At 64.7% G+C, this 25,685-nt stretch carries 22 protein-coding genes, 3 pseudogenes and 1 riboswitch; of the genes and pseudogenes, 14 read left to right on the top strand and 11 right to left on the bottom strand.

Annotated features, from left to right (window positions below):
* Positions 1-57: 57 nt before the first annotated feature.
* Positions 58-1,176 carry a 4-hydroxyphenylpyruvate dioxygenase gene (gene hppD / locus ACRQ5J_RS02965; protein ID WP_432381077.1) on the bottom strand — a complete coding sequence of 373 codons (1,119 nt, stop codon included), beginning with the start codon at positions 1,174-1,176 and terminating at the stop codon, positions 58-60.
* A gap of 126 nt (positions 1,177-1,302) precedes the next feature.
* Here hppD and ACRQ5J_RS02960 point away from each other — a divergent pair, with 126 nt between their 5' ends.
* Positions 1,303-1,827 carry an Lrp/AsnC family transcriptional regulator gene (locus tag ACRQ5J_RS02960; RefSeq protein ID WP_432381076.1) on the top strand — a complete coding sequence of 175 codons (525 nt, stop codon included), beginning with the start codon at positions 1,303-1,305 and terminating at the stop codon, positions 1,825-1,827.
* Between the two features lies 1 nt (position 1,828).
* Here ACRQ5J_RS02960 and ACRQ5J_RS02955 read toward each other — a convergent pair whose 3' ends face one another.
* The 4 genes and pseudogenes from ACRQ5J_RS02955 to ACRQ5J_RS02940 form a co-directional block, all read right to left on the bottom strand.
* Positions 1,829-2,494, bottom strand: a complete 666-nt coding sequence (locus ACRQ5J_RS02955) for a GNAT family N-acetyltransferase (protein ID WP_432381075.1) — start codon at positions 2,492-2,494, stop codon at positions 1,829-1,831.
* Positions 2,491-3,732, bottom strand: coding sequence for a multifunctional CCA addition/repair protein (locus ACRQ5J_RS02950; RefSeq protein WP_432381074.1), 1,242 nt, complete (start codon positions 3,730-3,732; stop codon positions 2,491-2,493). The genes ACRQ5J_RS02955 and ACRQ5J_RS02950 overlap by 4 nt, the downstream gene beginning before the upstream one ends.
* A 4-nt stretch (positions 3,733-3,736) precedes the next feature.
* The gene (locus ACRQ5J_RS02945) at positions 3,737-4,456 is read right to left on the bottom strand and encodes a glutathione S-transferase family protein (RefSeq protein ID WP_432381073.1); all 720 of its coding nucleotides are present in this window, start codon (positions 4,454-4,456) and stop codon (positions 3,737-3,739) included.
* A 21-nt stretch (positions 4,457-4,477) separates the two neighbouring features.
* A pseudogene (locus ACRQ5J_RS02940) lies at positions 4,478-6,450 on the bottom strand (transglycosylase SLT domain-containing protein).
* A 90-nt stretch (positions 6,451-6,540) separates the two neighbouring features.
* Here ACRQ5J_RS02940 and ACRQ5J_RS02935 point away from each other — a divergent pair.
* Positions 6,541-7,083: a 5-formyltetrahydrofolate cyclo-ligase gene (locus ACRQ5J_RS02935; RefSeq protein ID WP_432381072.1), complete on the top strand. Its 543-nt coding sequence runs from the start codon at positions 6,541-6,543 to the stop codon at positions 7,081-7,083.
* Between the two features lie 46 nt (positions 7,084-7,129).
* Here ACRQ5J_RS02935 and metF read toward each other — a convergent pair whose 3' ends face one another.
* The 4 genes from metF to metK all read right to left on the bottom strand — a co-directional run bounded on the left by metF (position 7,130) and on the right by metK (position 11,668).
* Positions 7,130-7,981: a methylenetetrahydrofolate reductase [NAD(P)H] gene (gene metF, locus ACRQ5J_RS02930; RefSeq protein ID WP_432381071.1), complete on the bottom strand. Its 852-nt coding sequence runs from the start codon at positions 7,979-7,981 to the stop codon at positions 7,130-7,132.
* Complete coding sequence (locus tag ACRQ5J_RS02925) at positions 7,974-8,324, bottom strand: phage holin family protein (RefSeq protein WP_432381070.1); 351 nt, start codon at positions 8,322-8,324, stop codon at positions 7,974-7,976. The genes metF and ACRQ5J_RS02925 overlap by 8 nt, the downstream gene beginning before the upstream one ends.
* A gap of 114 nt (positions 8,325-8,438) precedes the next feature.
* The gene (gene ahcY / locus ACRQ5J_RS02920; RefSeq protein ID WP_432381069.1) at positions 8,439-9,866 is read right to left on the bottom strand and encodes an adenosylhomocysteinase; all 1,428 of its coding nucleotides are present in this window, start codon (positions 9,864-9,866) and stop codon (positions 8,439-8,441) included.
* A gap of 28 nt (positions 9,867-9,894) precedes the next feature.
* A riboswitch (S-adenosyl-L-homocysteine riboswitch) is annotated at positions 9,895-9,962 on the bottom strand.
* A 539-nt stretch (positions 9,963-10,501) separates the two neighbouring features.
* Complete coding sequence (gene metK / locus ACRQ5J_RS02915; RefSeq protein WP_432381068.1) at positions 10,502-11,668, bottom strand: methionine adenosyltransferase; 1,167 nt, start codon at positions 11,666-11,668, stop codon at positions 10,502-10,504.
* Between the two features lie 176 nt (positions 11,669-11,844).
* Between metK and ACRQ5J_RS02910 the strand changes: the two are divergent.
* The 3 genes and pseudogenes from ACRQ5J_RS02910 (at position 11,845) to dapF (ending at position 14,446) form a co-directional block, all read left to right on the top strand.
* Positions 11,845-12,700, top strand: a pseudogene (locus ACRQ5J_RS02910) (lysophospholipid acyltransferase family protein).
* Positions 12,697-13,575 carry a lipid A biosynthesis acyltransferase gene (locus ACRQ5J_RS02905; protein WP_432381067.1) on the top strand — a complete coding sequence of 293 codons (879 nt, stop codon included), beginning with the start codon at positions 12,697-12,699 and terminating at the stop codon, positions 13,573-13,575. The pseudogene ACRQ5J_RS02910 and the gene ACRQ5J_RS02905 overlap by 4 nt, the downstream one beginning before the upstream one ends.
* Positions 13,576-13,582: 7 nt before the next feature.
* Entirely contained in the window at positions 13,583-14,446 is an 864-nt protein-coding gene (dapF, locus tag ACRQ5J_RS02900) for a diaminopimelate epimerase (RefSeq protein WP_432381066.1), read from the top strand.
* 85 nt (positions 14,447-14,531) lie between these two features.
* Here dapF and ACRQ5J_RS02895 read toward each other — a convergent pair.
* A pseudogene (locus ACRQ5J_RS02895) lies at positions 14,532-15,961 on the bottom strand (tetratricopeptide repeat protein).
* A 362-nt stretch (positions 15,962-16,323) separates the two neighbouring features.
* On the opposite strand from ACRQ5J_RS02895, the gene ACRQ5J_RS02890 reads away from it, so the two are divergent.
* The 8 genes from ACRQ5J_RS02890 (at position 16,324) to hslU (ending at position 24,191) form a co-directional block, all read left to right on the top strand.
* Entirely contained in the window at positions 16,324-17,376 is a 1,053-nt protein-coding gene (locus tag ACRQ5J_RS02890) for a porin (RefSeq protein WP_432381065.1), read from the top strand.
* Positions 17,377-17,489: 113 nt separating this feature from the next.
* A complete protein-coding gene (locus ACRQ5J_RS02885) occupies positions 17,490-18,158 on the top strand; it encodes a DUF484 family protein (RefSeq protein WP_432381064.1) in 669 nt (222 codons plus the stop codon).
* Positions 18,159-18,167: 9 nt separating this feature from the next.
* Positions 18,168-19,103, top strand: a complete 936-nt coding sequence (locus tag ACRQ5J_RS02880) for a tyrosine recombinase XerC (RefSeq protein ID WP_432381063.1) — start codon at positions 18,168-18,170, stop codon at positions 19,101-19,103.
* A gap of 130 nt (positions 19,104-19,233) precedes the next feature.
* On the top strand, positions 19,234-20,307 hold the full coding sequence (locus ACRQ5J_RS02875; RefSeq protein WP_432381062.1) for a CobW family GTP-binding protein: 1,074 nt from the start codon (positions 19,234-19,236) through the stop codon (positions 20,305-20,307).
* A 90-nt stretch (positions 20,308-20,397) separates the two neighbouring features.
* Positions 20,398-20,844, top strand: coding sequence for an RNA polymerase-binding protein DksA (gene dksA, locus ACRQ5J_RS02870; protein ID WP_072788156.1), 447 nt, complete (start codon positions 20,398-20,400; stop codon positions 20,842-20,844).
* A gap of 111 nt (positions 20,845-20,955) precedes the next feature.
* Positions 20,956-22,245, top strand: a complete 1,290-nt coding sequence (locus ACRQ5J_RS02865; protein ID WP_432381061.1) for an STAS domain-containing protein — start codon at positions 20,956-20,958, stop codon at positions 22,243-22,245.
* A 69-nt stretch (positions 22,246-22,314) separates the two neighbouring features.
* Entirely contained in the window at positions 22,315-22,857 is a 543-nt protein-coding gene (gene hslV, locus ACRQ5J_RS02860; protein ID WP_315255339.1) for an ATP-dependent protease subunit HslV, read from the top strand.
* On the top strand, positions 22,854-24,191 hold the full coding sequence (hslU, locus tag ACRQ5J_RS02855; RefSeq protein ID WP_432381060.1) for an ATP-dependent protease ATPase subunit HslU: 1,338 nt from the start codon (positions 22,854-22,856) through the stop codon (positions 24,189-24,191). The genes hslV and hslU overlap by 4 nt, the downstream gene beginning before the upstream one ends.
* Positions 24,192-24,247: 56 nt before the next feature.
* On the opposite strand, the gene ACRQ5J_RS02850 is transcribed toward hslU, so the two are convergent.
* On the bottom strand, positions 24,248-24,781 hold the full coding sequence (locus tag ACRQ5J_RS02850) for an outer membrane beta-barrel protein (protein ID WP_432381059.1): 534 nt from the start codon (positions 24,779-24,781) through the stop codon (positions 24,248-24,250).
* 137 nt (positions 24,782-24,918) lie between these two features.
* Here ACRQ5J_RS02850 and ACRQ5J_RS02845 point away from each other — a divergent pair, with 137 nt between their 5' ends.
* Positions 24,919-25,653 carry a helix-turn-helix domain-containing protein gene (locus tag ACRQ5J_RS02845; protein WP_432381058.1) on the top strand — a complete coding sequence of 245 codons (735 nt, stop codon included), beginning with the start codon at positions 24,919-24,921 and terminating at the stop codon, positions 25,651-25,653.
* Positions 25,654-25,685 lie beyond the last annotated feature (32 nt).

Genomic DNA, 25,685 nt, shown 5'->3' with positions numbered 1-25,685 from the left:
CGTGGCGCCGGTGCTCCGTCTATGTGCTTCGCTACCGGCCTGGCACTACTCTACTCCTTATGCGGGAGCCTTGCAGGTGTCCTGCAACACGCCGCGCTTGATCTGATCCAGCTCGATCGACTCGAACAGCGCACGGAAGTTGCCTTCGCCGAAGCCCTGGTCGCCCTTGCGCTGGATGATCTCGAAGAAAATCGGGCCGATCACGTTCTGCGTGAAGATTTGCAGCAGCAGCTCGCGTTCGTGCTCGTTGCTCTGGCCATCGATCAGGATGCGCAGGCGGCGCAGGTCGTCCAGGCGCTCGCCGTGGTTCGGCAGGCGGCGGTTCACCAGTTCGTAGTAGGTTTCGATGGTGTCCTGGAAGGCGATGCCCTCTTGCTTCATGCCCTCGATCGACGAGTAGATATCGTCGGTGCCGAGCGCGATGTGCTGGATGCCTTCGCCGTGGTACTCGTCCAGGTACTCGGCGATCTGCGACTTGTCGTCGGACGATTCGTTGATCGGAATGCGCACCTTGCCGCACGGCGAAGTCATGGCCTTCGACTTCAGGCCGGTCAGCTTGCCCTCGATGTCGAAGTAGCGCACCTCGCGGAAGTTGAACATCTTCTCGTAGAAGTCCGCCCACTCCTTCATGCGGCCGCGATGGACGTTGTTGGTCAGGTGGTCGATATAAGTCAGGCCATGGCCGACCGGGTGCGGGTCCGCGCCCGGAATCGCCACGAAGTCGACGTCATAGATGCTGATGTCGCCGATGCCGCCCGGCTGGTTGCCGTTCTTGCCGCGCCAGCGGTCCACCAGATAGATCAACGAATCGCCGACGCCCTTGATGGCAGGGATGTTCAGCTCCATCGGGCCGGTCTTGTTGTCAAAGCCCCAGGCGCCCTTTTCCAGCATTGAGCGGTAGGCCAACGCCGCGTCCTGCACGCGGATGCCGATCGCGCACACGGACGGGCCGTGCTGGCGCGCGAAGCGCTGCGCGAAGGAGTCCTGCTCGGCGTTGATGATGAAGTTGATGTCGCCCTGTCGGTACAGGGTCACATCCTTGTGGCGGTGGCGGGCGATGGCGGTAAAGCCCATGCTCTCGAACAGCGCGCCGAGGGCTTTGGGATCGGGCGCCGCGTACTCGACAAATTCGAACCCGTCGGTGCCCATCGGGTTGTCCCATGGCTGGAATTGCATGCGTGTCTCCTGGTTATATTAGCGCACAGTATAGATCCGGTTTAGCGGCAGTAAATTGCAAACAATTCCCACGACTGCCGATTTTGAGCAATAATATTGCCTCAATTCCGAATTTCCGAGGTATTTATGACTAAGATCGCGCTGGACAAAACCGACCGTAAGATTCTTTCCATATTGCAATCCGATGGCCGGCTGTCGAACCAGGATGTGGCGGAGCTGGTGGCCTTGTCGCCGTCGCCGTGCCTGCGCCGCATCAAGCGCCTGGAAGAAGCGGGCGTGATCCGTCAATACGTGGCGCTGCTGGACCCGGACAAGATCGGCCTCGGTCTGCTGGCCTATGTCAACGTGCGGCTGGAGAAGCACAGCGACGCGGCCGCGCACAGCAACGCGCGCGCGCTGGGCGCGGCCAACGCGCCGCCGTCGCCGCGCGCCGACTTCGCCGAATCGGTGGCGCAATGGCCGGAAGTGGTGGCCTGCTACGCCATGACCGGTGAAATGGACTACCTGCTGCGCGTGCACGTGGAAGACATGGACCACTTCTCGCGCTTCATGATGGCGACGCTGCTGCGCCACCCGGCGGTGCTGGACGTGAAGTCCTCGTTCGCCCTGCAACGCATCAAGGACACCACCGCCCTGCCGCTGGCGGATTGAGTTATTTGCGGCCGATCAGGCGCCCCAGCCACTTGGCGGCGATGCGCTTGTTGGCCTTGTAGGTGTAGTCGAGCACCGCGAACTGTTCATGCAGCGCTTCCTGCAGCACGCTCGACGGATCGGCCGGCAGCAGCTTGAGGTAGGCGTCGGCCTCGCCGTAGTCGCGGTGGATTTCCATGCCGGCCTTTTTGGCGATGTGCATCATCGTCTTGTTGGACGACAGGCAGTGCATGTAGAGCGTGTCGACGTCGTTGTTGCGGCAATGGATGGCGGCGCGCTCGAACAGCCTTGCGCCGACGCCCATGCCGCGCGCCGTGCGGCTGACCGAGAGGCCGAATTCCGCCACCCGTTCCTTGTCCGTGACCGTGCTCGACAGCTCGCGCGGCGCGAACGCCAGGTGGCCCACGGCCACCAGCCGGAACACGCGGTTGTAGACGCCAAAGACCATGTCGCGCGCGAAGTCGATGCCGTTGACGTAGCTGCTTACCTGCTCGTCCGGCAGCACGGAGCCGAAGCGCAGCAGGCGGTCGCTGTCCTCCAGTTCCAGAAAATGCCGCAGCATGCGGCGGCGGTCGCGCTCGCGCAGTTCCTTCACCAGCACCGTGGGACGCTTGCCGTCCCGGTTCCGCAAGCGGCGCAGCGGATTCTGGAACAGGTCCGCGCTCATTCCGCGTCTTCTTCCTTCAGCGCGTCCTTGACGGCGCGCACCCGCGCCGCGTGCACCCGCTCAGGGATGCGTTGCGGATTGTCGGCGCTGCCTTGCGCGATTTCGCCGGCATTGACGGCGCGCGCGGCCGCCAGCGCGGTTTCCAGATGCGCCAGTTGCGGGAACGGCGCCTCGGCATAGCTGGCGTCCGGCCCGATGCGGCCGCGCGCATCGCATTCGGTCGCCAGCAGCATCTGCGAGAAGCGCGCCGGCTTGCGGAAGGCGTCGCAGCGCTCGAACAGCGTGACGATGGTGTTGGCGCGCAGTTGCAGCGCGCGGCCGACGTTGCCATGCTCGCGCGCGGTCATCACCGCCAGGTCGCGGCTTTCGCTAGGCACGCGCAGGCGCTTGCACACCTGCTCCACCAGTTTCACGCCCAGGCCTTCGTGGCCGTGGTGCGCCGGCCAGTTGTCGGCTGGCGTCACGCCCTTGCCCAGATCGTGCATCAGGCAGGCGAAGCGCACCGGCAGTTCGCGTCCCAGCCTGGCGGCGCAGTCGATCACCTGCATCACGTGGACGCCGGTGTCGATCTCCGGATGCCACTTCTCCGGTTGCGGCACGCCCCACAGCGCGTCGAGTTCAGGCAGGATGCGCGCCAGCGCGCCGCAGTCGCGCAGCACCTCGAACATGCGCGAGGGTTTCTCTTCCATCACGCCGCGCGCCAGTTCCTGCCACACGCGTTCGGCCACCAGCGCATCGACTTCGCCGTCGGCCACCATCTGCTTCATCAGCGCGTTGGTTTCCGGCGCCACGGTGAATTCGCTGAAGCGCGCGGCGAAGCGCGCCAGCCGCAGGATGCGCACCGGGTCTTCGGCAAACGCGCCGGACACGTGGCGGAAGATGCGCTGTTCGATATCGCGCTGGCCGCCGTATGGATCGGTGATGCTGCCGTCGTCGGCGCGCGCCATGGCGTTGATGGTCAGGTCGCGCCGCACCAGGTCCTCTTCCAGCGTGACATCGGCCGAGGTGTGGAACACGAAGCCCTTGTAACCGGGGGCGGTCTTGCGCTCGGTGCGCGCCAGCGCGTATTCCTCCTGCGTTTGCGGATGCAGGAACACCGGGAAGTCCTTGCCGACCGGGCGGTAGCCCAAGGCGATCATCTGGTCCGGCGTGGCGCCCACCACCACATGGTCATGGTCCTTGACCGGCAGGCCTAGCAGCGCATCCCGTACCGCGCCGCCTACTACATAGGTTTGCATATTCTTAGTCCGGCATCTCGGCGTCGTGCCTGGGCGCCGTTTCGGTTTCGGCCAGCGCTTCGCTGACCCAGCGCGCCACGGCCGGATGGGCCAGCACGCGCTGGCAGTAGGCGTCCAGCGCCGGCGCCAGCGACACGCCATAGGTGCGGAAGCGCAGCACCACCGGCGCGTAGTAGGCGTCGGCAATCGAGAAGTCGCCGAACAGGAACTGGTGATGGCCGAAGCGCGCCAGGCACTCTTCCCAGATTTCGCCGATGCGGCCGATGTCGGCCTGCGTGCCCGGCGTGCGGCCCTTGCCCGGATAGCTGGCGCGGATGTTCATCGACATCGCGTTGCGCAGGTCGCTGAAGCCGGCGTGCATTTCGGCGCAGACCGAGCGCGCCATGGCGCGCGCCGCCACGTCCCGCGGCCACAAATGCAGTTCGGGGAACTGCTCGGCCAGATATTCGCAGATGGCCATGCTGTCCCAGATGGTCATCTCTTCGCCGGCCAGCAGCACCGGCACCCGGCCGGAGGCCGAATAGCTGCACAGGCGCGTGGCGGTATCCTCCTGGTCCAGCAGCACGCGCACTTCCTGGAACGGAATGCCGAAGGCGGTCATCACCACCCATGGCCGCATGGACCAGGACGAGTAATTCTTATTGCCGATGACCAGCGTGAGGCCAGGCTCGCGCGCGGCGGCCAGGGTTTGCGACAGGCCTGGGTCGAGTTGGGTAGTCTGCATGGTGTTCCTGTATGAAGTAAATCAGCGCGGCCCGAAACTGGTTTCCTGTTCCTCGGCCTGGGTATAGCCTTTCGGGCCGACCGTGACCAGGCGCGCCTTCAGCGATTGCGGCCGTCCTTCAAACAGCGCCGCGTAGTAGGTGGCGTTCGACATCACGTTCTTGACGTAGGTGCGCGTCTCGTAAAACGGAATCGATTCGATGAACACCGTGGCGTCCATCGGCTTGGTCAGCGTGGCGCGCCACGAGCGCAGGCGCCCCGGCCCGGCGTTGTAGGCGGCGGTGGCCAGCACCTCGTTGCCATCCATATTCCCCAGCACCATGTTCAGGTAGTTCGTGCCCAGCATGATGTTGTAGCGCACATCGCTCAGCATCTCCTGCGCGAAGTCGGTCAGGCCCAGCTTCTTGGCGACCCAGCGGCCGGTGGACGGCATCACCTGCATCAGGCCCGAGGCGCCGACGTGCGATTGCGCGTCCATGATGAAGCGCGACTCTTGCCGGATCAGGCCATACACCCAGGCCTTGTCCAGGCCCAGCGTCTGCGTGGCCGGATGCATCACATCGTTGTGCGGCGACGGGAAGCGCTGCGAATAGTCGACCTGGATGCGGGTGCGCTCCGAGGTATTGACCATGCGGTCAAGGATATTGTTCTGGCGCGCGTATTCAGCGGCGGCCAGGTGTTCGCGCTCGTTCATGCTGCGCAGCGCCCAGTTCCATTCGCGTGTGCCCTCGAAGCGCAGACGCATGCCGAAGAACTTCAGCGCGCGCTGGATGTTCGGGTTGGCGGCGATCGGCGCGATCTCGGCCTGCGAGATCGGCGCGCCCGGCGTGGGAATGGTAATCAGCTTGCCGGTTTCCTCCAGCGCCAGCTGGCCGTAGTAGTTGGACTGGTCGGAGATGCTGCGGAACAGCTGCAAGGCCTCGCCGGTCGGCTGGCTGGTGACGCCGTCGCGCGCCATCAGCGCGCGGCCCAGCCAGTACACCCAGGCCGGATCGCTGCGCAGCGCCGGCGGCATGGCGCGGATATTGTTCTCGATCTGGCGCCAGTCGCCATTGCGCAGCGCGATGCGGGTCTTCCACTGGAGCTGGTCGTTCGACAGCTGCGCGCCGTTGGCGCGGCGCCAGTAGTCGGTAGTTTCCGGCGACAGCGAGTACGAGGTTTGCAGCGCGATCGCCGCCCACGCCTGCTGCTGCTCCTGCGCCGACATCTTCGGCATCGCCTTGTTCAGTCCCAGCACCGCCAGCTTGCTGCTGGTCTTGGCCAGGCGGCCGAGGGCGACGATGAAGATCTGGTGCTCCACCTTGCTTGGCCCCATGCCCTTGGCCACCGCCACCGTCGGCAGGTCGACCGCCTGCACGGCTTTCTTTCCGGGCCGTCGAGCAGCGCGACGATGCGGCGCGCCTGGCCGGTGGCGTTGAACTCACCGGCCAAGCGCAATTGCGCGTACAGGTCTTCGGTGCTGAACTGGCCGGCCTGGTACAGCGTGGCGATCAGGTCCGCGCACGGCTGGCCGTAGACCGACGGTGAGGTCAACAGAGCGCGCGCCTCGTCGGCCACTTTCTGGCCTTTGAGCGCGCGCGAAATCAGCGCGTAGCATTTGACCTGGGTGTCGTCGTTGAGCACAAACAGCGGATACTGTTCGTCGAAGGTGGCCCAGTCGCGCTTGCGGCCCAGTTCCAGCAGCCAGTCGTTGCGCAGCCGGTCGACGATGGCCTGGCCCTGATAGCGCTTGAAGAAATCGCGAATGTCGGCCTGCGTGGCGTCCTTCAGGCGCGATTTCAGCCGATAATAATCGACGTAGGACGGAATGGAGTAGCTGCTCAGGCGCGCCGCGTAGAAATCCACCTTGGTGGCGTCGTCCTGGCGCACGGCGTCGCGCAACAGCAGGAAGGCATCGTCGTCCCTGCGGCTATCCGCGCTGATGTCGTCGGCGTGGGCAAGCGAGGCAAAGGCAACGACGAAGGCGCCGGCAATCCATTTCGAAGCAGAAATCACTGTGCAACTCTCTAAAGTCTTGAACCAAATATGACCAGCGACCCTAGAATACCACGCAGCGCGTCCGTATCACCAGTAGCGAAGACCGAATTGCGCAAGCAGCTGCTCACCGCGCGGCGCGCGCTCGATCCGGCCACGCGCGCGACCTGGGACTGCGCCATCGGCGACCACGTTATCGCATGGTGGAAGGCGGCGCGGCCGGCGGCGTTGGGCGTGTATTGGCCGCTGCGCGACGAGCCGGATCTGCATCCCGCCTACGTCGAGCTGGCGCGCCTGGGCGCGCGGCTGCTGCTGCCGGTGGTGGTGCAAAAGGATGCGGCGCTGGAGTTTGCCGAATGGCGCATCGGCGAGGAGATGGTGAAGGACAAGATGGGAGTGGCGGTGCCGGCCGACCTGCGCTTGCAGGCCGGCTATCCGCCGGCGTTGCTGGTGCCCTGTCTGGGATTCAATCCGCAAGGTTATCGATTGGGCTACGGCGGCGGTTTTTACGACCGCACGCTGGCGCGCCACGCGCCGCGCCCGCAGGCATTGGGCATTGCCTACCAGTGCCTGCAAGTGCAGTTTGCCGGCGATGCCCATGATGTGGCGCTGGACCGCATCATCACCGAAGCCCTCCCCGTCGCTCCCGCGTAGGCGGGACGGTACGCCGCCGCGTCCCATGCCGCCTATGGATTCCCGCCTACGCGGGAATGACGGCGGCGGCGGGGGCCAGGCGCTGCCACAGCGCAGTAGTCGCCGCGGCCTGGTTCATGCTGTAGAAGTGCAGGCCGGGCGCGCCGCCCTTGAGCAGGCGCTCGCCCAGCGCCGACACCACATCCAGGCCGAAGGCCTTGATCGACGCGGTATCGTCGCCGAAGCTGGCCAGCTTCAGTCGCACCCAGCGCGGAATCTCGGCGCCGCACATGTCCGAGAAGCGCATCAGCTGCGTGTAGTTCAGGATCGGCATGATGCCCGGCACAATGGGCGCGTCGATGCCCAGCTTCTGCGCCTGCTCGACGAACTGGAAGTAAGCGTCGGCATTGTAGAAATACTGGGTGATGGCCGAATTGGCGCCGGCCTTGATCTTGCGCTCGAAGGCCAGCAGGTCGTCCTGCGGCGAACGGGCCTGCGGGTGCACTTCCGGGTAGGCCGCCACTTCGATGTGGAAGTGGTCGCCCGTCTCCTGGCGGATGAACTCCACCAGCTCATTGGCGTAACGGAATTCGCCGCCGGCGCCGTAGCCGCTCGGCAGGTCGCCGCGCAGTGCGACCACGCGCTGGATATTGTGCGACTTGTATTCGGCCAGGATGGCGCGGATCGACTCGCGCGTGCCGCCGACGCAGGACAGGTGCGGCGCGGCGTCTTCGCCGGCCGCCATGATCTCGACCACCGTGTCCAGCGTGCCCTGCTGCGTGGTGCCGCCGGCGCCGAAGGTCACCGAGAAATATTTGGGTTTCAGCTCGGACAGCTTGGCGCGCGTGGCGCGCAGCTTGTCCGCGCCTTCCGCCGTTTTCGGCGGAAAGAATTCGATACTGAAGTTTGGGTTAGCCATCTGAGTTCTTCAAAAGTAAGGTAGACAGAGCCCAGGAAATAATGCTGTACAACACAGCGCCACCGACCGCCGCAAGATAACTGTCGACACGGAAACCATCGACCCATTGCGCCACCAGCCAGAACATGAAGCCGTTGACCAGGAAGATGAACAGGCCCAGCGACAGCAGGGTCACGGGCAGGGTCAGCAACAACAGCACGGGGCGTATCAGCGTATTTACCAGGCCCAGTACAAGAGCGGCGACGAGGGCTGCGCCTATGCTTGTGACATCGACGGAATGCATGAGGTAAGGCACTGCCAGCAGGGCAACTGCATTGATTAACCAGGTAAGGACCAAACGCATAGTGAAAGTTCTCGCTGCAAGAGACGTCGCTCCCGCGCAGGCGGGAGCCCATCGAGCGCCGGGTATGGGCGCCCAGCATGGATTCCCGCCTGCGCGGGAATGACGTGCGGGGGATTAGTAACGGTAGTGATCCGGCTTGTACGGACCTTCCTGCGTCACGCCGATGTAAGCGGCTTGCTCAGGAGTCAGCACGGTCAGTTGCGCGTTCAGCTTCTTCAGTTGCAGGCGCGCGACCTTCTCGTCCAGGTGCTTCGGCAGCACGTACACGCCGACCGGGTACTTGTCGGTGTTGGCGAACAGCTCGATCTGGGCGATGGTCTGGTTGGCGAACGACGACGACATCACGTACGACGGGTGGCCGGTGCCGCAACCGAGGTTGACCAGGCGGCCTTCGGCCAGCAGGATGATGCGCTTGCCCGACGGGAAGATCACGTGATCGACCTGCGGCTTGATGTTTTCCCAGGTGTACTTCTTCAGCGACGCGACGTCGATCTCGTTGTCGAAGTGGCCGATGTTGCAGACGATGGCCTGGTCCTTCATCTTGAGCATGTGCTCTTCGGTCAGGATGTGGTAGTTGCCGGTGCAGGTGACGAAGATGTCGCCGTGTTCGGCGGCGTAGTCCATGGTCACCACGCGGTAGCCTTCCATCGCCGCCTGCAGCGCGCAGATCGGATCGATCTCGGTGACCCACACTTGCGCCGACAGCGCGCGCATCGCCTGGGCCGAGCCCTTGCCGACGTCACCATAACCGGCGATGACGGCGATCTTGCCGGCGACCATCACGTCGGTGGCGCGCTTGATGCCGTCCACCAGCGATTCGCGGCAGCCGTACAGGTTGTCGAACTTGGACTTGGTGACCGAGTCGTTGACGTTGATGGCCGGGAAGGCCAGCTTGCCCTCCTTGTGCATCTGGTACAGGCGGTGCACGCCGGTGGTGGTCTCTTCGGTCACGCCCAGGATGTGCGGCAGGCGCTTCGAATACCAGGCCGGGTCCTTGGCCAGGTGGTTCTTGATGGCGTTGAACAGGCAGATTTCCTCTTCCGAGCCAGGCGCGGCCAGTACCGAGATATCTTTTTCAGCGCGCGCGCCCAGGTGCAGCAGCAGCGTGGCGTCGCCGCCGTCGTCCAGGATCATGTTGGAGTAGACCGGCGCGCCCGAGGCGTCGGCTGGCCACTCGAAGATGCGGTGGGTGTAGTCCCAGTATTCGTCCAGGGTTTCGCCCTTGATGGCGAACACCGGCGTGCCGTTGGCGGCGATGGCGGCGGCGGCGTGGTCCTGGGTCGAGTAGATATTGCACGAGGCCCAGCGTACTTGCGCGCCCAGCGCTTCCAGCGTCTGGATCAGCACGGCGGTCTGGATGGTCATGTGCAGCGAACCGGTGATGCGGGCGCCCTTCAGCGGCTGGGCGGCGGCGAATTCTTCGCGGATCGCCATCAGGCCAGGCATTTCGGTTTCAGCGATCTTGATTTCTTTGTTGCCCCATGGCGCCAGCGAGATATCGGCAACCAGGTAGTCTTGAGCGGATTTGAGTACGGCGTTCATCACGCCCTCCTTTCATGTGTTGAAAAAAGTAACGTGAGCGCGGTTGGGGATCTCCGAGCCTGGCGAATCAAGTCCGTCGCAGCGCTCCTCGGAACGTGCATTCTAGCATCGTTAACCGGCGATGGCGACAACAATCCGCCCGTTTGCGCTGGCTCAACATCCTCCGTGCAAACACGATGTACGTGTAGCTCCTTTATGCGGAGCTGACCATGGCTATCGGCCCGCGCGACGTCATCTGGGATGAATCTCAGGAACTGCAGTACCACGTTAGCTACGCTGAAGTGCTGGTAACCGCGTTATTGGCACGCTGGGTTTGGCTTGACACTAGGTTCTTTGATCGTTCGCATGAAGATCAACGACAATTTTCCAGTGAACAGTGTTGAGGATAGCTTACTGGAACTGCGAAGAAAATACGCCGTGGGAACCAGCAAATTTTCGCACGACCTGCTATTAACCCGACGTTTGCGTAACGATGCGCAAGTAATTACCAACCAGACTCTGGATATATCATGATCCCGACAGAGGACCCTCCGTAAGTATCTTCCACCCAATCCCATACCGCCGCTACCCAAGCGCCCCAAATGACAACGCCCCGGAAACGGGGCGTTGGTGTTTTTAGGTACGACAGACGCTGATTATTTCAGGCCGGCGGCTTCGCGCAGGATGGCGGCCTTGTCGGTGCGCTCCCACGAGAATTCCGGCTCTTCGCGGCCGAAGTGGCCATACGCCGCCGACTTGGTGTAGATCGGGCGCAGCAGGTCCAGCATCTGCACGATGCCTTTCGGACGCAGGTCGAAGTGCTCCTGCACCAGCTGGGCGATTTTCTCGTCAGGAATGACGCCGGTGCCTTCGGTGTAGACGGTGATATTGATCGGACGCGCCACGCCGATCGCGTACGACACCTGTACCTGGCACTGGCGCGCCAGGCCGGCGGCCACCACGTTCTTGGCCACGTAACGGGCGGCGTAAGCGGCCGAACGGTCGACCTTGGACGGGTCCTTGCCGGAGAACGCGCCGCCGCCGTGCGGCGAAGCGCCGCCGTAGGTGTCGACGATGATCTTGCGGCCGGTCAGGCCGCAGTCGCCCTGCGGGCCGCCGATGACGAAACGGCCGGTCGGGTTGACCAGGTATTTGGTGTCCTGCAGCCATTCCTTCGGCAGCACCGGCTTGATGATCTCCTCGATAACCGCCTCTTCGATCTGCTTGTGCAGCATTTCCGGCGCGTGCTGGGTCGACAGCACCACGGTGTCCACCGCAACCGGGCGGCCGTTCACATAACGCAGCGTGACTTGCGATTTGGCGTCCGGACGCAGCCACGGCAGGCGGCCATCCTTGCGCAGCTGCGACTGGCGCTCGACCAGGCGGTGCGCGTAGTGAATCGCGGCCGGCATCAGCTCGGCGGTCTCGTCACAGGCGTAGCCGAACATCAGGCCCTGGTCGCCGGCGCCCTGGTCCAGGTCCAGGCCGGCGCCCTCGTCCACGCCCTGGGCGATGTCCGGCGATTGCTTGTCGTAAGCCACCAGCACGGCGCAACCCTTGTAGTCGATGCCGTAGTCGGTGTTGTCGTAGCCGATGCGCTTGATGGTTTCCCGCGCCACTTGAATATAATCAACGTTGGCGTGGGTGGTGATTTCACCTGCCAGCACCACCAGGCCGGTATTGCACAGCGTTTCGGCGGCAACACGGGCTTTCGGGTCCTGGGTCAGAATCGCGTCGAGGATGGCGTCGGAAATCTGGTCAGCAACCTTGTCTGGGTGACCTTCCGAAACGGATTCCGAGGTGAAAAGATAATCATTAGACATCGCAAGCTCCTGAGATGGTGTGAATATAATACTGTCGCATACCAACCCGGCTTGCGACGCTTTAGCGAGATTTATATACCGCATCGCAAGTTGTCATTAACTCAGCGGTTACTACTTAACGTGGTATTTTACGCTTTTTTAAAAAAGCTTGCTCTCAACACAGGCCAAAATCTTTCATGCTGGTTCCACTTTTTCGTTTTTTATCGATTCTTCCCTTGTCCGTGCTGCACGCGGCCGGCGCCGCGCTGGGCTGGCTGGTGTATGCCGCCTCGCCCTCCTACCGCCGCCGCATGCGCGACAATATGCGCCAGGCCGGCTATAGCCAGTACCTGAACGCCGCCATCGGCGAGGCCGGCAAGAGCATGTTCGAGCTGCCCTTCATCTGGTGCGCCGACCCGGCCCGCGTGTCGCGCCACGCCACGCTGGAGAACTGGGAACTGGTGCAGACCGAACTCGACGCCGGTCGCGGCATTGTGTTCATGACGCCACACCTGGGCTGTTTCGAGATCGTCGCCCAGGAAATCGCGCTGCGCAACGAGCTGATGGTGATGTACCGGCCGCCTAAAAGAGGCGCTCAAGCCGCTGATCGAGGGCGCCCGCGCGCGCCACAACCTGCTGCTGGCCCCGGCCAATATGTCGGGCGTGCGCATGCTGGCCAAGTTCCTCAAGAAGGGCCAGCCGGTCGGCGTGCTGCCCGACCAGGTGCCACAGGAGGGCGAAGGCGTGTGGGCCAGGTTCTTCGGCCGCGACGCCTACACCATGACGCTGCCAGCCAAGCTGGCCCTGCTGGGCGACGCCACCGTCATCATCACCTACGCCGAGCGCCTGCCCGGCGGCAAGGGCTATGTGGTACGCTTCGTGCCCTTTGACGGGTCGCTGGACGGCGACAGCGCCGCCCAGGCGCAGGCCATCAACGACGCCATGGAGCGCCTGATCGCCCGCAACCCGTCGCAATATTACTGGAGCTACAACCGCTACAAGGTGCCGAACGGTATCGAGGCGCCAGCTGCCAAGGCGGGAGAAAACGCATGAAATTGTTATTAGGACTGATGTGGCTGCTGCACTGGCTGCCCTTGCCGCTGCTGGGCCGCTTTGGCGACGCCGTCGGCAGCCTGCTGTTCGCCACGCTGCGCTCGCGCCGCCATATCGCGCTGACCAACCTGCGCCTGACCATGCCGGAACTGACCGAAGCCGAGCGCGTGGCCATCGCGCGCCGCCACTTCCAGGCCTACTCGCGCAGCGTGTGGGAACGCTCCATCCTGTGGTGGGCGCCGGAGGCGCGCTTGAAACGCCTGATCCAGATCGAGCCGGGCGGCGAAATCCCGGTGGCCGAGATGACCGCCAGGCCGACCATCCTGCTGTGCCCGCACTTCGTCTGCCTCGACGTGGCCGGCGCCGCCATCGCCATGGAGGCGTCCGCCTCGTCGATGTATGTGACGCAAAAGAACGCCGCCTTCGACAAGGTGCTGCGCGCCGGCCGCGCCCGCTTCCGCCCGGTCAAGCTGTTCACGCGCCAGGACGGCATCAAGCCCATCCTGCGCGCGCTGCGCGACAAGTTGCCGTATTTCATGCTGCCGGACATGGATTTCGGCGAGAAGGACGCCGAGTTCGTGCCCTTCTTCGGCATACAGGCCGCCACGCTGACCGCCACCGCGCGCATCGCCGCCACCACCGGCGCGCAGGTGATGCCGGTGATCGCCACCTTCCTGCCGAATTACCAGGGATACCGTGTGAAATTCTATCCGGTGTGGGACAATTATCCGGGCGACGATATGGTGGCCGCCACCCGCCGCATGAACGAGTTCATCGAGGAACGCGTGCGCGAGGCGCCGGCCGAATATTTCTGGACCCATAAACGCTTCAAGACGCGCCCGGATGGCGAGCCTTCGCTGTACAGCAAACACTAAACTGCCCATGAAACTGAAATTCACCAAAATGCACGGCGCTGGCAACGACTTCGTCGTCATCGATGGCGTCAACCAGCACATCGATTTCACGCCCGCGCAATGGCAGCGGCTGGGCGACCGCCGCTTCGGCGTCGGCGCCGACCAGATCCTGCTGGTGGAAAAGCCGACCGCGGCCGGCTGCGATTTCCGCTATCGCATCTTCAACGCCGACGGTGGCGAGGTAGAACAGTGCGGCAACGGCTCGCGCGCCTTCGTTAAATTCGTTTCGGAAAAAGGCCTGACCGACAAGCAATCGATCACCGTGCAGACCAAGGCCGGCGTCATCGTGCCGCGGCTGGAAGCCAACGGCAGCATCACGGTCGACATGGGCGCGCCGATCCTGGAACCGGGCCGCGTGCCGTTCGATGCGGAAGGCCTGGACGGCGAACCGCAGGGCCGCGATACGCTGTGGCCGCTGCTGCTGGAACTGGGCGGCGCGCGCGAGAGCGTGCTGATTTCGGCGGTATCGATGGGCAACCCGCACGCGGTGCAGGTGGTCGAGGACGTGGAGACGGCGCCGGTGGAGCTGACCGGGCCGCTGATCGAGCACCATGTGCGCTTCCCGAACCGCGTCAACGCCGGCTTCATGCAAGTGATTGATCGCCAGCACGTCAAGCTGCGCGTGTTCGAGCGCGGCGTCGGCGAGACGCTGGCGTGCGGCACTGGCGCCTGCGCTGCGGCCGTGGCCGGCATTCGTCGCGGCCTGCTGGACAGCCCGGTGCGGGTGGACGCGCGCGGCGGCCAGCTGTCGATCGCCTGGGCTGGCGAAGGCCAGCCGGTATTCCTGACCGGTCCGGCCGTGACCGTGTTTGAAGGCGAAATCGACATCTGAACGTCGTTCCCGCGCAGGCGGGAACCCATGCGGCACGTCCCAGCCAGCGGCCCATGGATTCCGGCCTGCGCCGGAATGACGGAGGCTAGGCAACCAACAAATCCGACGGCAACCAGGTCTTCAGCCGGTACAAGCGCTGGCGATAGTTCCCCTCCCACCCGTCCGGCCCGCTGTCGATCGCCTCGAACAGCCGCACGATGCGGTCCAGCGCCTGCCGTTCGCGACCGGTGCGCAGCAGCACCAGGCGGCGCTTGCTGCGGCCGTAGCTGGCGCGGATGTCGATCACCAGGCAGTGCCCGTGATCGGCCCGCTTGACGTCCAGCAGCAACGCTTCCGCCCGGCTCAGGCCGAACAGCGCGGCCAGTTCCAGCCGTGCCGCCAGCAGCGGCTGGCTTTCCAACAATTCCCGCGTCAGACAGGTGACCAGGTCGCTCAGCCAGCCCGCCTCGGCGGGTTCCGCCGCCACCCGCGCCAACGCCGCCTCGGCCTCGGCGCAGCCTTGCGCGGCGGCTTTTGCAGCCAGTAGGCGGCGCGCACATCGCTGTCCTCGTCGGTGCGGCGGTTGCGCCACGCGTACATGCCGCACTCCAGCTGCGCGGCGACGTGGCCCATCTCTGCCGCGCGTTCCAGATAGCTTTGCGCTTCGGCCACGCAGCGTTGCGAAAATTCCGGTTTCAGATAGATGCGCGACAGCGCATACCAGGCTTCGGCCAGGCCCTGCTCGCCGGCCTGCGTCAGCCAGCGGATCGCTTTCTTGAAATTGACGGCGGCGATGCCATGCCGCTGACGCTTGCCGGCGCCGTCCATGCGCGCGAACCACAGGCCTAGCGCCAGCTGCGCCTGGCGGTCGCCGCCTTGCGCGGCCAGCTCGCGGCATTGTGCAAGATCGGGATCGGGCGCATCCGGCGCCAGGCGCAGCAGCGCGCGCGCTTGCCGCGCGAAGGCCGCGTGGTCGTGCTGCCAGAGTTGAGCCAATTCCGCATAGCGGCCAGCGATCAGGCCGGGATCGCAGGGCGCCCGCACGGCGGCGGACGATGGCGCACGCGGCGCCGCTGCGGTCCGGCCAGCGCGGGCCGCGACAGCGGCGGCAGCGCCGCCCGGACCGGGCGTGGTGGCCGTGCCAGGCGCGGTGATCTTGCCGGGTGCGGTGATCGTGCCGGGCGCGGCGCGGGTGGCGTGCTGGCTGGCCGGCGGCGGTGATGCGGCTTGCTGTTGCGTGAGCTGCGCCAGCACCTGCGCGGCGGCGGCGATGCCGGCGGCGCTGGCAAGCTGATACCAGCACAGCGCATCGGGCATGGCATGGCGCGCGACGTCAAACGGAATATGGCTGCCGATCAGTTGCCACGCCTCGGCGCACTGCTGGCGCGCGGCGCGGTCCAGCCAGTGCAGCGCGGTCGGCACGTTCAGCGGCAGGCTGGCGCCGCCGAACAAATACAACTTGCCCAGCGCCAGTTGGCAGTCCGCGTCTCCGGCGCGGGCGCCCCTGATGATCCCTAACTCTTCTCGATTGGCCATTGTCTCTGTGTGCATGTCATCGAAGCGGGGTGGGCCACTGTGCGGTCTGCGGCGCCATTTGTATCCTAGTGTAACGTGCGATCGGCACCACACACCAACCATATATGCGCGCGGGCTTGATCTGTCACAAGCGGCGCCCCCTGCCCTGCTTGTACGCTAGAGCTGTTTTGATGCCCGAATGAAAGCAAAAAGGCCTCAATAGCGCGGCTGACAAGCGTTTCAAAAATACAACAAGATGCCGGGGTTCTGCGGCTTTCGACCAAAACAAGCCGTCATACACGACCATTCCAGCGCCATGGCCGCAAGCACCCAGTAAGGTAATGGCGGCGGGGATGCGAATTACACTGATAAAGGAAAAACAAATGAAAAAAACTTTGGTGGCTCTGGCCCTCACGGGTGTTTTTTCCGGCGCGTATGCGCAATCGTCCGTCACCATCTACGGCACGCTGGACGCCGGCATGTCGCGGCGCACCGACACCGACCTCACCGCCGTCGGCAAGCGCGATAACAACAAGCTGGGCTTTCGCGGCGTCGAGGACCTGGGCAGCGGCCTGAAAGCGCTGTTCCAGCTGGAGATCCGCTACGAGCCGGACACCGGCGTCATCGAAAGCACCGTGCGTCCGCTATTCCAGGGCCAGAGCCGGGTCGGCCTGCAGGGCGACTTCGGCACGCTGCGCATCGGCCGCGGCCTGACCGCCTTCCAGGAAACCAGCACCGCCTACGAGCCATGGTCCGGCATGCCGGCCGTGGCCGGCTACCAGACCGATTTGCAAGTGGCCGGCTACACCAGCGACCCGATGAGCGTGGCAGGCAACTCGCTGAACCGCTTCTCCAACGCGGTGTTCTACAACACGCCGGTGATCGGCGGCATCTTCCAGCTCAACGTCACGGTGGCCACGCGCGAGGCCAACAACAACCCGGTCATCATCGGCCGCGGCACGGCGGCCGCGCCGCAGTTCCCGGCCAATACGCGGGCGGCGGTGTACCCGTACTCGGTCAGCGCCACCGCCACCAAGGGGCCGTTCTCGGCCTACGCGGCGGTCGAGCGCAACGCGGTCGACACCAAGCTGTGGTCGGTCGGCGCCTCGTTCAAGCCGGTCAACGACCTGAAGCTGATGGCCACCTACCAGCGCCAGGACCAGGACTTCAGCGTGCCGGTCAACCCGATCACCAAGGCCTGGATGGTCGGCGCCAACTACACCATCGGCCCCGGCCTGGTGCGCGCCGGCATCGGCCGCAAAACGCCGGACAACGCGTTCAACGTGCCGACCATCGCTACCACCAAGCAATTCTCGCTCGGCTACGACTACAACCTGTCGCCGCGCACCTACCTGTACGTGGACGGCACGCGGCGCAAGGCGACCGCCGCCACCACCTTCAATTTCTACAGCATCGGCGTGCATCACAACTTTTAAGCGAGCAGTCGACAGAACTGCCGCGTGAGTTGGGGAATCACGGACATGGGCAACCCCCATGTCCGTTTTTTTTCGTTTAAAATTGCACACCAACCTTGCCAACAAAGTACCTCATGACCGCCCCTCTGGATTCCACACTCGTCGCCCAATACCTGACCGAGCACCCGCAGTTCTTCGAAGAACATGCCGACTTGCTGGGTGAAATCAAACTGGCCAGCCCGCTGACAGGCCGCGCTGTCTCGCTGCAGGAACGCCAGATGGAAGTGTTGCGCGACAAATACAAGGCGCTGGAACTGCGCATGAGCAACTTGATGCGCCTGGCGTCGGAAAACGAAGCCATCGCCAACAAGTTCCACCGCTGGACCCAGATCCTGCTGCAATCGGAAGACGTCGGCTCGATGCCGCACGCCGTCACCAGCGGCCTGAAAACCGCCTTCGCGGTACCGCAGGTGACGGTGCGCATCTGGGGCGCCGCGCCGGACTACGCCGACGAATGGTTCGTCAAGGGCGTGTCGGAAGACGCGCGCATCTTCGCCAACAGCCTGCTGGCCCCGTACTGCGGCGCCAACAAGGACTTCGAGGCGGTGCGCTGGCTGGACGATCCGTCGCAGGTGGTATCGACCGTCATCATTCCGCTGCGCAATCCGGGCGACAAGCAAGCCTTCGGCCTGCTGATCATGGGCTCGCAGGACGCCAACCGCTTCACGTCGCTGATGGCCACCGACTTCCTGGTCCACATCGGCGAAACCGCCAGCACCGCGCTGTCCTGGCTGCTGGCCTGAGCGTGTGACATGAGCGACGCTCCAGACAGCAAGCTGGCCTGGATCGACGCCTACCTCGCCCACGTGGCGGGCGTGCGCCAGCTGTCGCCGCACACCACGGCCGCCTACGCGCGCGATCTGCACGAGCTGGCGGCGCTGTCGGCCGGCCAGCCATGGACCGCGCTCGACCACCACGCCGTGCGCCGCCTGACCGCCAGGCTGCACGCGCAGCAACTCGATCCCCGTTCCATCGCCCGCAAGCTGTCGAGCTGGCGCGGCTTTTTCAACTGGCTGGGCGACCAGATCCCGCTGGCCGCCAATCCGGTGCAGGGCGTGCGTGCGCCCAAGCAGGCCAGGACGCTGCCGAAGGCGCTGTCGGTTGATGACGCCGTGCAACTGGTCGCGCCGACGCGGCCGGCCGCCGGCAACGGCGGCGAGCCGGCCGACTTGTGCAACCGCGCCATGTTCGAGCTGCTGTATTCGAGCGGCCTGCGCGTCTCCGAGCTGGCCGGGCTGGACCTGACACCCGGCAAGAGCAGCCTGGGCTGGATCGAGCTCGGCAACCGCGAAGTCATCGTCACCGGCAAGGGCAACAAGCGGCGCGTGGTGCCGGTCGGCACGGCCGCGATGGACGCGCTGCAGGCCTGGCTGACGGTGCGCCCGGCGCCCAGCGACGGCAGCGACGCGCTGTTCGTCAGCACGCGCGGCAGCCGCGTCTCGCCGCGCGTGATCCAGCAGCGGCTGCAGCAGCATGGCCTCGCCCACGGCGCGCCGGTGCACGTGCACCCGCACATGCTGCGCCATTCGTTCGCCTCGCATGTACTGCAATCGTCGGGCGATTTGCGGGCGGTGCAGGAAATGCTGGGCCACGCCAGCATCAGCTCGACCCAGGTGTACACCGCGCTCGATTTCCAGCACCTGGCCGAAGTCTATGACAAGGCCCACCCACGGGCTAAAGTGAAGTAACGCACGCGTGCTGATATTGCTCAATTGGACGAATTGCTAGCGTTTCAAAAATTCCGGCATAATCAGCCGATTGCATTCACGCATTTGATCCCCATATGGTGATCCCCCACAACTGAACGGCAGACGCAACATGGCTATGATTCCCACCACCATCCTCACCGGCTTTCTTGGCGCCGGCAAGACCACCCTGCTCAACCGGATCCTGCAGGAACAGCATGGGATGAAGATCGCCGTCATCGAAAACGAGTTCGGCCAGGAAAACATCGACAATGAAATCCTGGTGCAGGACAGCGGCGAACAGATTGTGGAAATGAATAACGGCTGTATCTGCTGCACCGTGCGCGGCGACCTGATCATCGCGCTCGGCAATCTGGCGCAGAAGCGCGAGGCCGGCGAAATCCAGTTCGACCGCGTGGTCATCGAAACCACCGGCCTGGCCAATCCCGGCCCGGTGGCGCAGACCTTCTTCGTCGACGACGAAGTGGGCGCCAACTACATGCTCGACGCGGTGGTCACCGTGGTGGACGCCCGCCACGCCATGGACCAGCTCGACCAGCACGAGGAAGCGCAGCGCCAGGTCGGTTTCGCCGACAAGATCCTGCTGTCCAAGACCGACCTGGTCAGCGAGGAACAGGTGGCGGCGCTGACCGCGCGGCTGCACCGCATCAACCCGCGCGCGGCGGTCAGCAAGTCCGACTTCGGCCGCGCGCCGATCGCCGAGGTGCTGGACCTGAAAGGCTTCAACCTGAACGACAAGCTGGAACTCGACCCCGACTTCCTGCTGACCGAACAGACCCACGAAGAAGGCCATGTGCACGACGAGCACTGCGGCCACCATCACCATCACGGCCATGACCACGCGCATGGCGAACACTGTGACCACGACCACCACCACAGCCACCACACGGACGATATCGCCGCCTTCGTGTTCAAGAGCAACCGTCCATTCGATACCGCGAAGCTGGACGAGTTCCTCGGCGGCCTGATCAATGTGTACGGCCCTCGCATGCTGCGCTACAAAGGCGTATTGTTCATGCAGGACGCCGACCGCAAGGTGGTGTTCCAGGGCGTGCACCAGATCATGGGCAGCGATCTGGGCGCGAAATGGGGAGAAAACGACGTTCGTGGCAGCAAAATGGTGTTTATTGGTAAAAATCTGCCCAAAGACATCTTTATTAGCGGTTTGGAACAATGTCTGGTATAAACTATCCCGGTTTTGTGGGGATGGCTTAAAAGCCACAAAATCCGGGCTGATTAATTTGAAAACTCTGTCGTATCGAAGGTAAGCGAAGTTATGACCAAAACTAATAAATCGACCCCCGCAGCCGCCGAGCGCATCCTGACCGAAGAAGAAATTCTGAAGATGGATGACAAGGACTACATGAATCCAGCGCAAATGGCTTTCTTCAAGGCCAAGCTGCAAGCCCTGGAAAAAGAGCTGCTGAAAAACGCCGGCGAAACCACCGAACACCTGCGCGAAACCGTGCTGGTACCGGACCCGGCCGACCGCGCCACCATCGAAGAAGAGCACGCGCTGGAGCTGCGTACCCGCGACCGCGAGCGCAAGCTGCTGAAAAAAGTGCAGCAATCGATCGTTGCGATCGACAACAACGACTATGGCTGGTGCGAGGAAACCGGCGAGCCGATCGGCATTCCGCGCCTGATCGCCCGCCCGACCGCCACGCTGTCGCTGGAAGCCCAGCAACGCCGCGAGCTGAAGCAAAAACTGTACGGCGACTAAGCCGCCGGCACCCCACTGAAAAAGCACGCCTGACACCGCGTGCTTTTTTACGTAAATTTGCGTTTCCCGTCCGACAGGCCGCGCGGCAAGCCCGGCGCTTGGCGCTACACTATGCGGATGGGATGGTTCTCACTTTTCAGCAAGGCCGGAGCGCTGCCGCCGCCGACCGACGACGGGCAGGCGCGGCTGGCCGCCGACAGCGAACTGGTGCGCCAGCAGCAGGCCGCGCGCCTGCGCGAACTCGCCCGCGCCACGGCGCTGAAGATCGACGCCATCGAATCGGCCATGACGGCCGACATGTTCGGCGACACGGAGCCGGCCTGGGGCAGCCAGCGGCCGCCGGGCCCGTCCGCGCCGGCTGCGGACAGCGCCCCGTTCGACAGCCAGCTCGGGGCGCTTCCGTCCGGCGCGCCGGCGCCGCTGCCCGCCGCCGGCGCCGGCCCGGCGCTCACCGAGGAAATCGTCATCTTGTACGCCAACGGCGACATCGCCGCCGCGCAGCAATTGCTGGAGGCGGCCGTGGCCGAGGCCAACACGCTCGGCAGCGAGCGCGGCGCCTGGTGGATGTTGTTCGACCTGTACCAGGCCAGCGGCCAGCAGGACGCCTTCGACAGCCTGTCGATCGACTACGCCAGCACCTTCGAGACCTCGCCGCCGCAGTGGCGGGCGGTGGCCGCCGCCGCCCCGGACTGGGCCGGCCTAGCGCCGACCGTCGCCCTGTCCGGCGTGCTGGACCGGCAGAGCGCGCCGCAGCTGGAGCGGCTGCGCCAGGCCGGCGACCATCCGGTGCTGCGGCTGGAATTCAGCCGCGTCGCGGCGGTGGCTGCCGACGGCTGCGCGCTGCTGCTCGACGCCCTGCGCCAGCTGCAAGCGCGCCATTGCGAGCTGATCGTGGTGGGCGCGCCGGCGCTGGCGGCGCGGCTGCGCGCCGGGCTGGCGGTCGGCCGCCGCGCCGGCGGCGAGGCGCCGTGGCTGCTGTTGCTCGAACTGCTGCGGCTGCAAAACCTCGACAAGGACTTCGACCAGACCGCCATGGACTATTGCGTGACATTCGAGGTGTCGCCGCCGCCGTTCACGCCGCCGCACCGGGTGGCGTTGGCGCCGGCGCAACAGCTGACGGCCTCGCCCGACCGTTTTATGTTGCCGTCCATCATAGAACGGCAACTTGGTCCTTTACTGCCGGCGATACAGCAGTATGCTGAACAGTATCCGGCGCTGGTGTTCGACTGTTCGCGCCTGGCGCGCATCGATTACGCCAGCGCCATGGCGCTGCGCGGCGCGCTGGCGGGGTTCGGGCCGGCGCGGAAAATCGCCTTGCGCGACGTCAACCACCTGGTGGCCGGCTTGTTGCAATTGCTCGGCTACGCCAGCGTGGCGCGCCTCCATACGCTCAAGTATTAACTTGCAATTCCCGTTTCCAGCCCCACTTTTCGGTCTTGAGGCAGTTCGCATCATTACTTTGAGGTCACTATGGAACAATTTCACGGCACCACCATCCTGTGCGTGCGCCGCGGCAAGCAGGTCGCGCTGGGCGGCGACGGCCAGGTTACGCTGGGCAATATCGTCATGAAGGGCACGGCCCGCAAGGTGCGCAAGGTCTACCAGGGCAAGGTGCTGGTCGGTTTCGCCGGCGGCACCGCCGACGCCTTCACGCTGCTCGACCGCTTCGAAGGCAAGCTGGAAAAACACCAGGGCAACCTGCTGCGCGCCTCGGTCGAGCTGGCCAAGGACTGGCGCACCGACCGCGTGCTGCGCCGGCTGGAGGCGATGTTGCTGGTGGCCGACAGCGAATCGACGCTGGTGATCACCGGCAATGGCGACGTGCTGGAACCCGAGGACGGCGTCGGCGCCATCGGCTCGGGCGGCACTTATGCGCAGTCGGCCGCCAAGGCGCTGGTCGAGAACACGGAACTGTCGCCGGCGGACGTGGTCAAAAAGTCGCTGACGATCGCCGGTGAGCTGTGCATCTACACCAATCTGAACCACATCATTGAAACACTGGACCCAGCATGAACATGACTCCGCAGGAAATCGTCGGCGAACTCGACAAACACGTGGTGGGCCAGGCCAAGGCCAAGAAAGCGGTGGCGATCGCGCTGCGCAACCGCTGGCGCCGGCAGCAGGTGGAAGAGCCGCTGCGCCATGAAATCACGCCGAAAAACATCCTGATGATCGGTCCGACCGGCGTCGGCAAGACCGAGATCGCGCGCCGCCTGGCCAAGCTGGCCGACGCGCCGTTCATCAAGATCGAAGCCACCAAGTTCACCGAGGTCGGCTATGTCGGCCGCGACGTCGACACCATCATCCGCGATCTGGTCGACATCGGCGTCAAACAGACCCGCCTGGCCGAAATGGCCAAGGTGCGCACCCGCGCCGAGGACGCCGCCGAGGACCGCGTGCTCGACATCCTGCTGCCGCCGGCGCGCGACTTCGGCTTCACGCCGTCCGGCTCGGCCGAGCCGGCCAAGGACGACGCCACCCGCCAGACCTTCCGCAAGCGCCTGCGCCAGGGCGAGCTGGACGATAAGGAAATCGAGATCGAGCTGGCCGAGGCCGGGCCGCAGATGGAAATCATGGCGCCGCCCGGCATGGAAGAGATGACCGAGCAGATCAAGTCGATGTTCTCCGGCATCGGCGCGCAGCGCAAGAAGGCGCGCAAGGTCAAGATCAAGGAAGCGATGAAGTTCCTGATCGACGAGGAAGCCGCCAAGCTGGTCAACGAAGACGAGATGAAGCAGAAGGCCATCCAGAACGTCGAGCAGAACGGCATCGTGTTCCTGGACGAGATCGACAAGATCGCCTCGCGTTCGGAAGTGGGCGGCGCCGACGTCTCGCGCGCCGGCGTGCAGCGCGACCTGCTGCCGCTGGTGGAGGGCACGACCGTCAACACCAAGTACGGCATGATCAAGACCGACCACATCCTGTTCATCGCCTCGGGCGCCTTCCACCTGGCCAAGCCGTCGGACCTGATACCCGAGCTGCAGGGGCGCTTCCCGATCCGGGTCGAGCTGGAATCGCTGTCGATCGCCGACTTCGAGCGCATCCTGACCAGCACCGACGCCTGCCTGACCAAGCAGTACGAAGCGCTGCTGGCCACCGAGGACGTCAAGCTGGCCTTCGCGCCGGACGGCATCAACCGCCTGGCGGAAATCGCCTACTCGGTGAACGAGCGCACCGAAAACATCGGCGCGCGCCGGCTGTACACGGTCATGGAAAAGCTTCTGGAAGAGCTGTCGTTCACGGCCAGCGAGGATAGCGGCAAGACCATCGTGGTCGATGCGGCGTATGTGAACCAACGGCTCGATGCGCTGGCGGTCAACGAAGACCTGTCGCGCTACGTGCTGTAAAGTAAGGCGGTAACCGTCAGCGGGCGCCGGTCATGGCGCCCGCTCTCGGGTTATTCTCAGAAACCGTAGCGCAGGCCGATCGTCAGGGTCGGCGCCTTGGCGCGTTCGTTCGGATTGAGCTGCAGCGGCATATAAGTCAGGTCGGTGCGCAGCACGAGCTTCGGGGTCAGCGTGTACGCCAGGCCGACGCCGGCCAGCACGCCCGGCCGGTCGACGGTCTGGCGCCAGCCGTCGCCATCGCGGCTGGTGGTCCACGCATAGTGGGCGCCGAGGCGGCCGCTGAGCGACACCTTGTCGCTCACCTTCAGCAGCGTGGCCCAGTTGATGGCCACGCCCTCGGCGCGCGCCTCGGTGCCGTGGTTGTCCAGCCCGAGCGAAAACACCGCCAGTTCCACCGCGTGGGTCTGTGCCGGGCGCAGCGCCAGGCCGCTGCCCAGCTCATAGCCGGCGTAGGCGCGGCCGCTGACGCCGTCGCTCCTGCCGGTCTGGGCGCCGACGTCGGCCCCGACGTACCAGGGCGACTGGCCGGCGGCACTGGCGGCGCCGGCAACGGCGATCAGGCTGAACAGGGCTGCACGTACTGCTGTCATATTTCGCTCCACGCAAGTGATCCATCTCAAGTGTGCGTCACTTCAGCCCCGATGTACTAACTGAATATTCCAGGACCAGCTTTTCACGCCGCCGGGTATCGTGATACGATACCTTGTTCTTTAAGCAAGGCGAAAAAATGAGCTCACCGGAATTGCTGCTGCAAGTGCTGCGGACCCAGATGCGGGCCGCCGGCGTCACCTACAAAATGCTGGCCGAGCGCATCGCGATGAGCGAATCGAGCGTCAAGCGCATGTTCGGGCAGCAAGACATGTCGCTGACGCGGCTGGCGCAGATCTGCAAGGCGGCCGGCGTGCCGATGGAAGACGTGTTGCGCGGCGCCGCCGACGCCACGCCGCAGGCCGACTGTCTCACGCTAACCCAGGAAAAATCGCTGCTGGCCAACCCGCACCTGCTGCTGATGGCGATCTGCTGCCTGGGCCACTGGACGCTGGAACAGGTGCTGGAAACCTACGACCTCACCGAGCCGGAATGCATCGTCCTGCTGGCCGAGCTGGACCGGCTGGGGCTGATCGAGCTCAAGCCGCTGAACCGCTACCGGCTGCGCGTCTCGAACGCCTTCCGCTGGCTGCCGGACGGCCCAGTGCAGCAATTTTTCCGCGAGCACGCGGTGGACGACTACTTCAGCGGCAGTTTCAACGGCGCCGGCGAAACGCTGCTCTGTCTGCCGGCGCGGCTATCGCAGCCGAGCGCGCAGGAACTGGCCGGCCGCATCCAGCAGCTGGCCGGCGAGCTGGCGCGGCTGCACCAAAGCGACCGCCGGCTGGCGCCGCACGAGCGCGACGGCTTCACGCTGCTGGTCGGCTTCCGCTCGTGGGAATTCGCCGCCTTCACCGCCCTGCGCCGCAAATAATCGGGGTCAGGTCTGACATTCGCACACGGGCT

Source organism: Duganella sp. P38, from assembly GCF_050859475.1.
GTDB lineage: Bacteria > Pseudomonadota > Gammaproteobacteria > Burkholderiales > Burkholderiaceae_D > Rugamonas.
The sequence above is the reverse complement of the archived record's forward strand: the minus strand, read 5'-3'. Positions and strand labels throughout refer to the sequence as shown.

Coding starts and splice junctions, on each gene's coding strand:
- hppD (WP_432381077.1), bottom strand. CDS start 1,176: ATGCAATTCCAGCCATGGGACAACCCGATGGGCACCGACGGGTTCGAA.
- ACRQ5J_RS02960 (WP_432381076.1), top strand. CDS start 1,303: ATGACTAAGATCGCGCTGGACAAAACCGACCGTAAGATTCTTTCCATA.
- ACRQ5J_RS02955 (WP_432381075.1), bottom strand. CDS start 2,494: ATGAGCGCGGACCTGTTCCAGAATCCGCTGCGCCGCTTGCGGAACCGG.
- ACRQ5J_RS02950 (WP_432381074.1), bottom strand. CDS start 3,732: ATGCAAACCTATGTAGTAGGCGGCGCGGTACGGGATGCGCTGCTAGGC.
- ACRQ5J_RS02945 (WP_432381073.1), bottom strand. CDS start 4,456: ATGCAGACTACCCAACTCGACCCAGGCCTGTCGCAAACCCTGGCCGCC.
- metF (WP_432381071.1), bottom strand. CDS start 7,981: ATGGCTAACCCAAACTTCAGTATCGAATTCTTTCCGCCGAAAACGGCG.
- ACRQ5J_RS02925 (WP_432381070.1), bottom strand. CDS start 8,324: ATGCGTTTGGTCCTTACCTGGTTAATCAATGCAGTTGCCCTGCTGGCA.
- ahcY (WP_432381069.1), bottom strand. CDS start 9,866: ATGAACGCCGTACTCAAATCCGCTCAAGACTACCTGGTTGCCGATATC.
- metK (WP_432381068.1), bottom strand. CDS start 11,668: ATGTCTAATGATTATCTTTTCACCTCGGAATCCGTTTCGGAAGGTCAC.
- ACRQ5J_RS02905 (WP_432381067.1), top strand. CDS start 12,697: ATGAAATTGTTATTAGGACTGATGTGGCTGCTGCACTGGCTGCCCTTG.
- dapF (WP_432381066.1), top strand. CDS start 13,583: ATGAAACTGAAATTCACCAAAATGCACGGCGCTGGCAACGACTTCGTC.
- ACRQ5J_RS02890 (WP_432381065.1), top strand. CDS start 16,324: ATGAAAAAAACTTTGGTGGCTCTGGCCCTCACGGGTGTTTTTTCCGGC.
- ACRQ5J_RS02885 (WP_432381064.1), top strand. CDS start 17,490: ATGACCGCCCCTCTGGATTCCACACTCGTCGCCCAATACCTGACCGAG.
- ACRQ5J_RS02880 (WP_432381063.1), top strand. CDS start 18,168: ATGAGCGACGCTCCAGACAGCAAGCTGGCCTGGATCGACGCCTACCTC.
- ACRQ5J_RS02875 (WP_432381062.1), top strand. CDS start 19,234: ATGGCTATGATTCCCACCACCATCCTCACCGGCTTTCTTGGCGCCGGC.
- dksA (WP_072788156.1), top strand. CDS start 20,398: ATGACCAAAACTAATAAATCGACCCCCGCAGCCGCCGAGCGCATCCTG.
- ACRQ5J_RS02865 (WP_432381061.1), top strand. CDS start 20,956: ATGCGGATGGGATGGTTCTCACTTTTCAGCAAGGCCGGAGCGCTGCCG.
- hslV (WP_315255339.1), top strand. CDS start 22,315: ATGGAACAATTTCACGGCACCACCATCCTGTGCGTGCGCCGCGGCAAG.
- hslU (WP_432381060.1), top strand. CDS start 22,854: ATGAACATGACTCCGCAGGAAATCGTCGGCGAACTCGACAAACACGTG.
- ACRQ5J_RS02850 (WP_432381059.1), bottom strand. CDS start 24,781: ATGACAGCAGTACGTGCAGCCCTGTTCAGCCTGATCGCCGTTGCCGGC.
- ACRQ5J_RS02845 (WP_432381058.1), top strand. CDS start 24,919: ATGAGCTCACCGGAATTGCTGCTGCAAGTGCTGCGGACCCAGATGCGG.